At 60.9% G+C, this 12,020-nt stretch carries 9 protein-coding genes and 1 pseudogene; 8 read left to right on the forward strand and 2 right to left on the reverse strand.

Annotated features, from left to right (window positions below; all coding sequences use genetic code 11):
• Positions 1–6: 6 nt before the first annotated feature.
• Positions 7–1,251, reverse strand: coding sequence for a cytochrome P450 (locus tag ARGLB_RS06610; RefSeq protein WP_003800379.1), 1,245 nt, complete (start codon positions 1,249–1,251; stop codon positions 7–9).
• A 9-nt stretch (positions 1,252–1,260) separates the two neighbouring features.
• The gene (locus tag ARGLB_RS06615) at positions 1,261–2,340 is read right to left on the reverse strand and encodes a glutamine synthetase family protein (protein ID WP_175304966.1); all 1,080 of its coding nucleotides are present in this window, start codon (positions 2,338–2,340) and stop codon (positions 1,261–1,263) included.
• Between the two features lie 314 nt (positions 2,341–2,654).
• Between ARGLB_RS06615 and ARGLB_RS06620 the strand changes: the two are divergent.
• The 8 genes and pseudogenes from ARGLB_RS06620 (at position 2,655) to ARGLB_RS06655 (ending at position 12,018) form a co-directional block, all read left to right on the forward strand.
• Positions 2,655–3,436: pseudogene (locus ARGLB_RS06620) on the forward strand (gamma-glutamyl-gamma-aminobutyrate hydrolase family protein).
• Between the two features lie 85 nt (positions 3,437–3,521).
• Entirely contained in the window at positions 3,522–4,988 is a 1,467-nt protein-coding gene (locus ARGLB_RS06625) for an APC family permease (protein WP_175304967.1), read from the forward strand.
• A gap of 212 nt (positions 4,989–5,200) precedes the next feature.
• Positions 5,201–6,169 (forward strand): PDR/VanB family oxidoreductase, encoded by a 969-nt coding sequence (locus tag ARGLB_RS06630; RefSeq protein ID WP_003800388.1) that lies wholly within the window; start codon positions 5,201–5,203, stop codon positions 6,167–6,169.
• A gap of 21 nt (positions 6,170–6,190) precedes the next feature.
• Positions 6,191–7,423 (forward strand): cytochrome P450, encoded by a 1,233-nt coding sequence (locus ARGLB_RS06635; RefSeq protein ID WP_003800391.1) that lies wholly within the window; start codon positions 6,191–6,193, stop codon positions 7,421–7,423.
• A gap of 751 nt (positions 7,424–8,174) precedes the next feature.
• On the forward strand, positions 8,175–9,455 hold the full coding sequence (locus ARGLB_RS06640) for an MFS transporter (protein WP_245531493.1): 1,281 nt from the start codon (positions 8,175–8,177) through the stop codon (positions 9,453–9,455).
• Positions 9,456–9,702: 247 nt separating this feature from the next.
• Positions 9,703–10,140, forward strand: a complete 438-nt coding sequence (locus ARGLB_RS06645) for a hypothetical protein (RefSeq protein ID WP_003800397.1) — start codon at positions 9,703–9,705, stop codon at positions 10,138–10,140.
• A gap of 275 nt (positions 10,141–10,415) precedes the next feature.
• Positions 10,416–11,018, forward strand: coding sequence for a TetR/AcrR family transcriptional regulator (locus ARGLB_RS06650; RefSeq protein ID WP_003800399.1), 603 nt, complete (start codon positions 10,416–10,418; stop codon positions 11,016–11,018).
• Between the two features lie 598 nt (positions 11,019–11,616).
• Positions 11,617–12,018, forward strand: coding sequence for a YybH family protein (locus tag ARGLB_RS06655; protein ID WP_003800401.1), 402 nt, complete (start codon positions 11,617–11,619; stop codon positions 12,016–12,018).
• Positions 12,019–12,020: the final 2 nt, after the last annotated feature.

Raw genomic sequence — 12,020 nt, forward strand, 5'->3', positions numbered from 1 at the left:
GGATTCTCAGGCGTATGTCAGGCTGACGGGCAGTTCCTTGATCCCGTGTGTCAGGTTGGAGCGAAGCCGTCGAACGGGGCCATCGATCTCGATGGACTTCACACGCTTGGCAAGTTCGCGGAATACGATCTGCAGTTCAAGGCGGGCAAGGCTGTTGCCGAGGCAGATGTGCGGGCCACCGCCACCGAACGCGATGTGGGGGTTCGGTTTCCGGGCTATATCGAAGGTATACGGACGGTCGAAGACCGTTTCGTCACGGTTCGCCGAGACGTACCACATCAGCACCTTGTCCCCGGCCCTGATCTTCGTTCCGGCAATATCTGTGTCCACGAGGGCAGTTCTGCGGAAATGATGGATGGGGGTCGCCCAGCGCAGGACTTCCTCGACAGCGCTAGGCAGCAGGGAAGGGTCATCCCTGAGCAGGTTGAACTGCTCCGGGTGTTCGGCGAATGCGAGCAGGCCGTGGGACAGGGCCATCCGAGTCGTCTCATTGCCCGCGACGACCAGGAGCGAAAAGAAGTTATCCAGTTCGCGGGTACTGAGCTTCCGGTCGCCGAGAGTTCCTGTCATGAGCAGTGAAAAGACATCGTGACCCAGGTTATCTTTTCGGCGTTCCCGCAGGTCATCAGCATATTTCCACAGGTCCCGGCCGGCGGGGCTGGAAAATGGATAGGCGCTGTATTCCGCCGCGTTTTCCGGTGAATCGGCTGTGCGGGGGGCATGGTCCGGGTCGCTGCCCGCGATCATTTCATCGCCGAGCCCCATCAGGTATGTCCGATCCCCGGCAGGGACCCCGAGCAACTCGCCCAGTACGGCGATGGGGATGGTGGAGGCGACTTCGGCCACATAGTCGAAATTCGTTCGTTCGAATGCGCGGTCCAGCAGGATCATTACCGTGGTTTCGACGAACCCGAGCCAGTCCTTGTGCACGCTGCCGGGGGTGAAGCGTGGCGCCAGCAGGCGGCGCATCTGGGTATGAAGCGGCGGATCTGTGTCAATCAAAGTTTTCCGGGCGAGCAAGTCCTCCGGCGCTATGTCCTCACGGGTTGTGCCGCCGGCTTCCGATGAAAATTCCCTGAAGTTTCGTGTGACGGCCAGGACGTCCGCGTAGCGCGTTACTGACCAGTACCCGGGTCCCCCGCCCTCTTCCACCCAACGCACGGGGTCATCCCGGCGGGCTGCATCGAAGTATTCGTACGGAACGGCTTCTTCGAAGACAAGGTCGGATAGTGCATCGTGTGTGTAACCCATGGCCTGTTCCTAAATCACGCCGACGAAGCGGGCACGTTCGAAGTCGCTGACATGTCCTGCCAGCTGCCGGTATTCCCACCGGGCAGTGTCGACGAAGGTGTCGGTCAACAGCGGCGGGAAGGCCCGGTGGGCAAATTCGGAAGCCTGCAGCAACTCCGCTGCTTCGACCGCGCTTTGGGGCAGGAGTTCTGCCTGCGTGTCCGTGTAGGAGTTCCCCTCACATTTGGCCGGCGGCTCAATCCCTTTGGCGATCCCTTCCCGTCCGGCAGCGAGCTGGGCTGCCAGGACGAGATACGGGTTGGCAGAGGCAGCAGCGTCCCTCTGCTCAATTCGACAGGAATCGGCGGTGATCACCCGGATGGCGACGGTACGGTTGTCATCGCCCCAGGTTGCACGCGTCGGGCAGAATGAGCCTTCCTGGCGCCGTTTGAAATCGTTCAGGGACGGGGAGCCGAAGAGCGTGAGGTCACGAATGTGCTTCTGCAGTCCGCCGAGGTAGTGCCTGCCCAGGTCGCTGAGCTCGCGGGTCGTCCCGCCGGCGAAGGCATTGACTCCGTCGTTCCACAGGGACTGATGCACGTGCATTCCGCTTCCGGCCAGATGCCCAAACGGCTTTCCCATGAACGTGGCAACCACTCCATGTTTGAGGGCGATCTCCTTTACTGCGTTCTTGAGCAGAACCCCGTCCTCCGCGGCTTTCAGGGCGTCGTCATAGCGGACGTTGACCTCGAACTGGCCGGGCGCATACTCATAGTTCCAGGCCTCCACGGCTATGCCGTACTCCTCGACGAGAACCTGAATGTCCTCAAGGACAGGCCCGTATCCCTCAGGGTCCGCGATGCCATAACAGTTGACTTCGGTGCCCCGCGGCTGCGCCGTTTCGGGATCCAAAAGGTAGAACTCCATTTCGATCGCGGCTTTTACCTGGTAACCCAGGTCTGCGAAGGAGTGCACGACGCTAGCCAGCGCGTTGCGGGCACAAAGGGGGTGGGGGACTCCGTCCATGGTGTAGATATCGCATCCGACCTGAACCACGCCCGGCTTCCAAGGCACCTTGCGCAGGCTCTCTTCCCGGGGGATAAGTTTCATGTCGGGAAAGCCTTCGGCCATGCCTCCAGCCGGGGATTCGTCCCTTAGTTCACACCGGACTCCCCATATGAGTGCTGCGGAAGATGCTGCAACTCCCGTCTCCGCCACCTTTTCCCACTGGCTGGCAGGGATCCTTTTCCCGCGGAGAACGCCGAAGGCGTCCGCGAAAACGAGCTCAACGGTGTGCGTGCCGTCGGGAAGTTGTATTTTCGCCATTGGTAAATCCAATCCTTGTTGGTTGGTCCTCGTTGACCCGGCGTCGAGCTGCCCAAAAATGCTTGACCGCTTCACACCGTACGGATACCGTATACCGTATGTTATCGACGGAACATCCAGTGAGCAAGCCCACAATTGCATTCTCCACCTGGAAGCGAAAGGTAAGTATTGCCCCCTACGGAACCTTCGATCTGGAGAGTGTCGGCGCAGAATATGTTGCTGCTATCCAGGCCGAAGGTGCGAATACCATCCTTCTTCCGCATTCGGATCCCGATGACGCCTCGAGCCTGCTGCGCCTGGCAGACGGACTTGTTTTGGTGGGGGGGAGGACGTGGATCCTGCCGCCTACGGGGAACGGAACGAGGGGCTGAGCCGGAGGACGGACCCGGAGGCAGACGCCTTCGAGCTTGCGTTGGCTACTGCAGCCCGCTCTCTTGAAATTCCCACACTGGCGATTTGCCGGGGCATGCAAATCGTCAATGTCGCCCTGGGTGGCACGCTGCGTCAGGACATCCCGGCGACCGGGGTCGCACACCAGGACGCGGACCCCGGCGCCGCCGGACTGCCCGTGACTTATCACCGCGTGTCCATTCCCGACCCGTCGTGCCTGCTCTCCGGGCTTTATGGGCCCGAAGCCACTGTCAATTCAATCCATCATCAATCCCTGGCGCGGGTGGCAGAGGAGCTCACCGTTGTGGCCATGGCCGAGGACGGCGTTGTAGAGGGCGTGGAGTCCTCTGGCGGGGAATGGCCGTTGATCGGGGTGCAGTGGCATCCAGAGAAGGCTACGGACGGCGCCCCCCTCTTTCGCTGGCTCGTCGATAGCGCCACGCTTTTCCGGAAGCAGAACGCCGCCCTTCTGGAATCCTCCGCCCCATAGTCTGGCCACCAACTTCCCGGTGAGCCCTAACTGGGCGGCTGTCCGGCCGCCCATTCCCCAACACAGAATCAAGAAGGGTATGACCATGGTCGTTCACACCCCTGAACCGGCAGCTACCAAGCCGGAGTCACCGGATCGGCTTCGCGCAGGATCTGTTGGCGCTGCGGGAATCACGTTCTTCGTCGTAGCTGCCGCCGCCCCATTAACCTGCGTCATCGCAATCACCCCGCTGATCATCGGATTCGGCGCAGGCATCAGTGCCCCGCTGATCTACCTCCTCATCGGAGCGATCCTGCTCCTTTTCGCTGTGGGCTACGTCGCGATGTCCCGTCGCCTGCCAAATCCCGGCGCTCTCTACGCATACATAGCGAACGGTCTCGGGAGGACGGCGGGAGTCGGGGCTGCATTTGTGTCCATCCTTGCCTACATAGCCTCGTTGGTAACCCTGGCAGCCTTCTTTGGCTACGCGCTAAGCGGGCTGCTGGAGACGCTCACGGGAATCTCAATACCTTGGTACGGATGCTGCCTTCTGGCCATTGGTGCAGCGATGGCCCTTGGTCATCGGGAAATTTCCGTGGGCGCGAAGGTCCTGGGCGTCCTGCTCGTTGCTGAAGTCGCGGTGCTGCTGGTCCTTGCCGTGGTCGTGCTCGTGCAAGGCGGTGCGCGCGGTATCGACCTCGCTCCTTTCAATCCGCAGGGACTCGTCGTCGCAGGGGTCGGCGTCGGACTGGCTTTCGCCTACTCGTCGTATATAGGTTTTGAACAGACCGCGATCTACGCCGAAGAAGCAAAAGGACCCCACTCAGTTAAGAGGGCAACTTTTGCTGCCATCATCCTGACGTCGGTTTTCTATGCCGGAATCACGTGGGTCATCATTCTTGCCTTCGGGTCCGACGCCGTCGTGGAGGCCGCGGCCGGCTCTCCCGGAACGCTGGTCTTTGATTCCGCGAGCCACTATTTGGGGGCAGCGGCCTTAAGCGTCATGGAGGTTCTGGTGGTCACCAGCTCACTCGCCACCGTTCTGTCCTTCCACAACGCAACATCCCGCTACCTGTACGCCCTGGGTCGCGAACAGGTCCTGCCCTCCTGGCTTGGACGGGCCCACCACCGAACGCAGTCCCCATATCGGGCGAGCGTCCTGGTTGGGATCGTGTCAGCTGGGGCACTGGGCGTCTTCGCGCTCGGCGGCGTCGATCCTTACCTCGGGGTGTTCACGTGGGGCGCCGCTGGATCCGCTGTAGGGTTTATTTCTCTGCAGGCGGCCTGCTCACTTGCAGTGGTGGGCTATTTCAAGCGCCACAAACAACTCGAAAACGCCTGGACAGCGCTAGTGAGCCCTCTGCTGGCGTTCATCGGACTGGCTGGCATCCTCTCGCTCATTCTCATCAACTTCCCGCTGTTGCTGGGAGTTGATGTTGGAATGGTCGCTGTCCTCGTGCCATTGTCATTCGCGGTAGCCGCCGTACTTGGGGTCATTTATGGGGTAAGGCTCAAGCGTGCGCAGCCGGCGGTATGGGCGTCAGTTGGCGGAGGGGCTCAATCCAACGATTAGAACACCTCCCATTCCTCCACCCAGCCGCAGGGCCACAGCTCGGACATACCGGTGCTGTGGCCCTGCGGCGCGCGAACACCCAACGAGCACGAGCCGTGATCGCTAGACTTTGAGATTTCTTGATTTTTTTTCATTGCTGACCTGTGATTCATGGGTTATTGTTGAATAAGTCACCCGATTACGGGGTTTCCCTCCAAAAGGACTGAAGAGCAATGAACCTTCCCCAAAACCAGGAACACAAAGTCAGGGTCGCAGCCAAGACGGCGCTCGCAACGGGCGTCGTGGAACTGGAACTTGCTTCCGAGGACGGCAGCGATCTCCCTGTCTGGGAGCCAGGGGCACACGTGGACCTGATCCTGCCTTCGGGCACCGTCCGCCAGTACTCCTTGTGCGGGGACCCGGGCTACTTGTCGGCGTACAAAGTGGCGGTGCTCTTGGATGAAAAGGGCCGAGGCGGATCCCGCGAGGTCCACGAAGGCCTGGAAACCGGCACCGTCGTCACCATCCGTGGTCCCCGGAACCATTTCCCCCTCGGGGAGCACGAGTCGTACCTTTTCATTGCCGGCGGCATCGGAATTACCCCCATGCTTGCCATGGCCCGGAAAGTCGCGGCTGAGGGACGTAATTGGCGCCTGATCTATGGCGGACGAAGCCTGGACACCATGGCTTATCTGCCGGAGATCAAAGCCCTGAAAGGTGGGAAGGTCGAGCTGGTTCCAGCTGATACCAAGGGCATCCCTGACATCAAAGGCGCAATAGAGAACGCCACCGGCGCGCACGTTTACACCTGCGGGCCCGAACCCATGCTGCGCGTAGTGGAAGAAAACACCAAGGCCCTTCTCGGCGCGGACTTTTTCCACTTCGAACGCTTCGGCGCCGACCCTAACGCGGTCCCCGAAGACACCGACGGTGACACGGCCTTCGAAGTCGAACTGGCCACCACTGGCAAGACACTAACTGTGGCCGCCGACCAAAAACTGATTGACGTCGTACGCAAGGTCGTTCCCAGCGTCCCCTTCTCCTGCGAGCAAGGCTACTGCGGATCCTGCGAAACCGGGGTCCTCGCCGGGATCCCCCTCCACCGGGACCAGCTCCTCACCGAAGACGAGCGCGCGTGTAACGACACCATGATGATCTGTGTCGGCCGTTCCAGGTCACCCAAGCTCGTTCTCGACATCTAGCCACGAAAGACCAAGAACACCATGACAACGCCCCAGACCCCAGGCTTCACCCTCGCAGACCCCGACCTGTGGCTCAACGGACCGGCCCAACGCGAATTGAACTACCTGCGCGAACACCAGCCCCTCTCCTGGCACACCGAACCCTCCACAGACTGGTTCCCGGAAGGAGGCCGCGGATTCTGGTCCCTCGTCCGCCACGAGGACATCTCCGCAGCCAGCAAAGACCAGGACACCTTCTCCTCAGGGCAAGGCACCGAACTGATCGACATGCCAGCCGAAATGGTCCGCACTTACGGCGGCATGCTCAACATGACCGGCGAGGAACACGCCCGCCACCGGGCCATCGTCAGCCGCATCTTCACTCCGCGCACCCTTGGCCAGCTCGCTCCCCAAATCCAAGAACACGCCCGTAAATCCATCGCCCGCGTGAAGGAACTGGACACCTTCGATTTCATGGACGACCTCGTGGCGGACTTCCCGGCGCAGATCGTCTGCGATCTGATGGGCGTCCCGACAGAGGACAGGCCCGAGCTCATCCGGCTCACGGGCATCGCACTGGCCGGAAACGGCACCGCCGAGTCCTACAAGACCATGACCCAGATCGTTGACTACGCCCGAGGACTGGCAGCGAAAGCCGCAGCGGGCGACGTGACATCCGATCAGGCAAGCCTGCTGCGCAAACTGGTGGAAGCAGAAGTCAATGGCCAACGACTCACCAATGAAGAAGTCGGAATCTTCCTGGCACTGCTCCTCACCGCAGGCATCGAAACCACAGCCACAAGCATCGGCCAAGGCTTCTACGCAATGTCCCTGTACCCGGAACAACGCGAACAATGGGCCGCTGATTTCGACTCCATTGCACCCAAAGCCATCGAGGAAATCGTCCGCTGGGTCACCCCCGTCATGCATTTCCGCCGTACAGCAACCCGGGACGTCGAGATGCACGGACAGACAATCCGCAAAGGTGACAAGGTCCTTCTTTGGTACACCTCCGGCAACCAGGACGCCACCGTGTTCAAGGACGCCGAGAAGCTCGATTTCTTCCGGGAATCCGAGTACCCCCACGTCGCCTTCGGCGGCGGCGGTCCGCATTTCTGCCTGGGAGCCCAACTCGCCCGCCTCGAGATGAGCATCTTCTTCAAAGAACTGTTTCAAGCCCTCCCCAAAGCGCAGGTGACCGGGGACCCGGTTCGCCTGCACTCCAACTTCGTCAACGGACTGGCCCACCTGCCCTGCACCACCGGCCGCGCATAACCCCGACGCCATCAAAGGAGATGGACATGAAAAGCCTCAAAACCCTCAACTCCAGAGGACGCTCCAACAACCGCCCCGTAGCAACGGGCGTGCACTGCCCGCACTCAGGGTGGTGGAGCCCGGAACCAGCGCCGGGAAGCCGGCCCTCCTACATCGGGCAGGGATCCATCATGCCCGCAGTTGACGGCCATACAGTACTGTGGCGACTGATCAAAGCTGATCCAGCAGGAGCCTACGCACGTGACTTTTCGTTAATGTCCGTCCCGCGCCACGACTTGCCCCACATTGCTGCCGGAGCGTTCTGGCCCGACTGCCTGGACTGATACTCCGATGGTAAAGCACCGGCAGCAACCAGCCCCTGCCGCCACCCCCCAAGCAGCTCTCAGTTCACTCTTCTTCGATCCATTGGCCAGCAGCAGCACGCATCAGCAAACTCTAAGTCCGCCAAAGACAAAAAGCTGGAAGGCAAGGCAACCGCCGCGTCCACAACGTAAGGCCCTCCCAGAAACCCGCAGACAGCGCCTCGGGCTTGTTATGGAAGACCTCACCATGCTGGCCCGGCACTCGAATCCCTAGAGAGACCTCCGCAACGCCCACTCGCTGTGGAGGCCACCCTTTGGGGGACCGCCGCTCCCTGCTCATTCATCAGCCCACCGCCGGTCGTGATGCCCCGGCAAGATTCGGATTTTAGTCATACAGGATGATCTACCATTGAATTTTAGTCGATAACACGCCTTATCGCGTGGAAAACATGGAATATGCCGGGGCAGTAAGCGACGCTGCCTGGGCACCGTCAAACGGGATGCGCCTGCGTCCGGAAGGGACATGTGTGAGGAGTAGCGTGCTGTGGCGCTGGCTAATCGGTTATGGGACCTTTGGGGTCCCGCAGGCCGGCGCGCCGATTGCCTTCTCTCTCCTGGCGCTGTCCTTGACCGGAAGCGCTGAAGTCGGGGCTGGCCTGGTGTTCGTCATGACACTTGCCCAAATCCTTGGTGCCGTTCCCGTATCCCGACTGGGGAGCCGCTACAACGCAGTCACCTATCTCCGAATCTTGGTCGCCATCCGTACTGTGGCACTAGCTGGTGTGGCGGTTCTAGGAGCCTCCGGAGCTTCCTTCGCCGCCCTACTCGCTGCCGTGGCGGCGGCGGGCCTGGTCAATGGTGCCGCTTATGGCTTTCAGCGCTCCCTCCTGAATCACCTCGTGGAACCACGGCTGCTCAGTAGGGCTCTAGGGGTAGCGGCAACCTTGAACGAGGTTGCCTTCGCAGTTTCGCCTGTAATCGTGTCCCTCCTCGGAGCGGTTTCACCCGTAGGGGCCGTGGCCGCGATGGCGGTGCTCGGTGCCGGCCCACTTGTTCTGATCCCTTCAATACCCGCCGCGCATACCAGGACCGACCCCCACGTCCGGAAGGCTCACTTCCCGAAAGAGATCTATCACTGGCTGTTCTGCGCGGCCGCGCTTGGCGCCGTCGTCTCGGCAGTCGAAGTCGGGGCGGTGGCTCTGGCCATTTCCTTCAACCTCGGCCCTGCTTGGGCGTTTGCGTTTGCGCTTGCGCTGTGCGTCGGGTCCGTCGCAGGCGGCCTGTGGGTGAGCATCCGCAACCACCCACCCCAGCCACGCTCGCTGTGCGCATTTCTAGGAATTCTCACATTGGCGTGCGCCGTGATCGCCCTTGCCCCGAATATCGTCCTCACCCTAATCGCGGCAGCGTTCATCGGATTCTTTCTGCCGGCACTGAACACATCTTTCTCACTCGACCTAGATCATTTATCTCCCTCCCAGCGCCGAGCTGAAGTCTTCGCTCTGCTCAGGACGGCGAACGCGGTCGGGCTTGTAGCGATCAGTGGTGTTCTTGCGCTGGCTGGCCTCGCAGCCGCGTTCGTGAGCGCCTTGGTTCTTGCAGCAATCGCGTGCATCGGAACACTCGCGGTGCTGCGCGGACGCCGAAGGCGCCAGCTCGCGGAGCGGCCTGCAAGGCTCGAGGCCCCTTCAGAGGGCACGGCCGGTCAACCGTCATCGACGCCAGGATGATCGCAGGTGACCGGAGCATCACGGAAGCGATTCAACTGGCATGCCCGGGTATTCACGGGGCGGGAGTAACAAAGGCACATCTTTGGTTTGCCGGTGTGCAGTCAATCATCTGGGTCCTGTCAACGGCCATTAGGAATTGCCCATAGATGGCCAGCATTTCTTCCCCCTGGTCCATCTCCCGGGACGGCGTGCTACCCCGCCTCCCGGTTCACGGCGCTCCTCTCCGCCAAGCACGGCACACCCCGCCGTGCCGACCATCGTCGTTGGCCTGCCTGCCGTCGTCATTACCCTCCTGGCATTCTCCGAACAGGTGTACGCCACACTCATCGCCGCGGCTGCCGAAGGCTTCTTCGTCACCATGGGCTTCTGCGTCGTCGCACTGCTCGTGCGGATACTCAGCAAGAAGTGGCACCCAGGCCCGTTCACCCTCCCAGTCGTAGCAGGCGCTGCGCGGTGGATCATCTTCGAAGTCATGAACCTGGCGTGGCCGCGCGGCGCAGAGGAATTGCCCTGGACCGTCGGCTGGGCAGTGCCGATCGGCCTCGCCGGTATTGCACTTGCCGGCTTCCTGGTCCGACTCCCTGTCCGGGCGGATCAAAACGTCAACCAGGATCTGCACGCGCCCCATGAAATTGCCGAGGAAGAAGACGAAGCACAAACTACAAAGCCCGTCTTCACCTCATAACACCTGCGCCCAGGGCGGCGAGACAGAACTTTGCGTCTGTCGCGCGGCCCTTCCGCGTGCCTGTCGACCTGCAGAAACGACCTCATCACAATCAGGAGCAGTCCTGCCTATATGGATACTCCGTTCGCAGAATCCAGGAGACGGAGATGAGGAGACTGCATAAATCACAAACCAGCGACGGTATTAGGTGCCAAACCGTATCGCTTCGACTGGAGCAATCGGAACCCACGCGCATGCGCTGCAATGAGCGGCAAAATCTATGATTGGAAGCCAAAATGGCTAAAAGACCCCGTGCTCGCGATGCCGTCCTCGACGCTTTCGAAAGGCTTCTCATTGACGTTGGGGAGCGGGCGGCGACGCTGGATGCGGTTGCGAAGAGTTCGGGACTGTCCAAAGGAGGCCTCCTGTACCACTTCCCGAGCAAGGAGGCCCTAATCGCAGCCAGCTTGGAACGGCTGGATCACTTGGCGGCGTCGGACCTGGCCCAAATGGCGGCAGCGCCGGAAGGTGCCGCGTCATACTTCATCAAGGCTTCCCTCTGGTCAAACTCACCAATGGACCACTCCTTCCTGGCCGCTACCCGACTTTCCGCGGTTGGCCACCAAGAAGCGCGCCACCGATTATCAGCCATGCAAAAGCAATGGCTGATAGTCATCGGCGAAGACGTGGGTACAGCCATGGCCAAAGCCGTTCTGTGCATGGGTGACGGCTTGTATTACAACGCCATGTGGAGGAGCGGACCATCCGGAAAGGCCGAGCACAGACCAACGGAGCTGAACGCGCTGCTGGCGGTCGTCGGCCGCCTCAAATCGCGCGAGCACGGCCAGGAGGGGCACCCACCGCCGAGGCAGGATCAACGGGCGGAGGCTCCATGCTGATTCCAGACAGCCCGACCCGACCACCTGGCGAATAAATCTGACGAATGGATACTTCCCCTCGGGCGACGGCGGACCCCGCGACCAGTAGCGCCGGCGGAACGGGGAACGCGGGCTTTCCCTGCCAGGGAAAGCCCTAGAGATCCCCACCCGTTACCAGCGTCCTGATGGCCCATCAGGATTGGGCAGCAGTGAGGTCCTCCCTGCTCCGCGCGAAGAGCACAATCGCATGTAGCTCTTCGCTCCTGGTGCTCTTGAACCGTGGCCCCTGCAGCCTTGACGTCAGGGTTTCAAAGCCCCAGCTCCTGGCCGGCAGCAGCACACGTTCAGAGAAGAGCTATCCGTGCTTCCAGGCGATGGCTGCCCCTGCGGTCTACCCCCGTCGTGCTTGAGCAGAACGCAAACGAACCCAGAATCTCCAGGGAAGGCGGACGCGCACTCTGGTCATTTTACCGGTAGGTTAAGCAACTTTGAAGAAAAAACAGGGATTAACCTTTTTTGCTGGTTATAAAGCTGGTAGGCTTTTCGCAGCTTGTGGTGGCCATCACATTGCATGTCCGAATCATCAACAGCAAGTTTCAGGATCAGAGGATCAAACGACATGGAAATTACCGAGGCAGAAGTCGTCGACGCGGCAGCAAAAATGGTTGAAGCGTTTTCCAACAGCAGGACCGATGACTACTTCGCATGCTTTGCCGAAGATGCGACGTTCCTGTTCCATCCCGAAGACCGGCGTCTGGAATCGCGCTCCGCATACCGTGCCTTGTGGGAAACATGGATTGAAGGCGGCTGGAAGGTCACCGACTGCAAGAGCACCAACCGAAGGATTCAGCTCCACGGGCCCATTGCCCTGCTCACCCACGACGTCGAAACCCATACCGAAGAAAACGGCACCCGGGAAACCAGCTTTGAACGTGAGACCATCGTTTTCGCTAAGAACCCGGACGGCTCGGTCTCCTGCCTGCACGAACACCTCTCTGTGGATCCCTCATTGGCAAAGTGAAC

Source organism: Arthrobacter globiformis NBRC 12137, from assembly GCF_000238915.1.
GTDB lineage: Bacteria > Actinomycetota > Actinomycetes > Actinomycetales > Micrococcaceae > Arthrobacter > Arthrobacter globiformis.

Coding starts and splice junctions, on each gene's coding strand:
- ARGLB_RS06610 (WP_003800379.1), bottom strand. CDS start 1,251: ATGGGTTACACACACGATGCACTATCCGACCTTGTCTTCGAAGAAGCC.
- ARGLB_RS06615 (WP_175304966.1), bottom strand. CDS start 2,340: ATGAAACTTATCCCCCGGGAAGAGAGCCTGCGCAAGGTGCCTTGGAAG.
- ARGLB_RS06625 (WP_175304967.1), top strand. CDS start 3,522: ATGGTCGTTCACACCCCTGAACCGGCAGCTACCAAGCCGGAGTCACCG.
- ARGLB_RS06630 (WP_003800388.1), top strand. CDS start 5,201: ATGAACCTTCCCCAAAACCAGGAACACAAAGTCAGGGTCGCAGCCAAG.
- ARGLB_RS06635 (WP_003800391.1), top strand. CDS start 6,191: ATGACAACGCCCCAGACCCCAGGCTTCACCCTCGCAGACCCCGACCTG.
- ARGLB_RS06640 (WP_245531493.1), top strand. CDS start 8,175: ATGGAATATGCCGGGGCAGTAAGCGACGCTGCCTGGGCACCGTCAAAC.
- ARGLB_RS06650 (WP_003800399.1), top strand. CDS start 10,416: ATGGCTAAAAGACCCCGTGCTCGCGATGCCGTCCTCGACGCTTTCGAA.
- ARGLB_RS06655 (WP_003800401.1), top strand. CDS start 11,617: ATGGAAATTACCGAGGCAGAAGTCGTCGACGCGGCAGCAAAAATGGTT.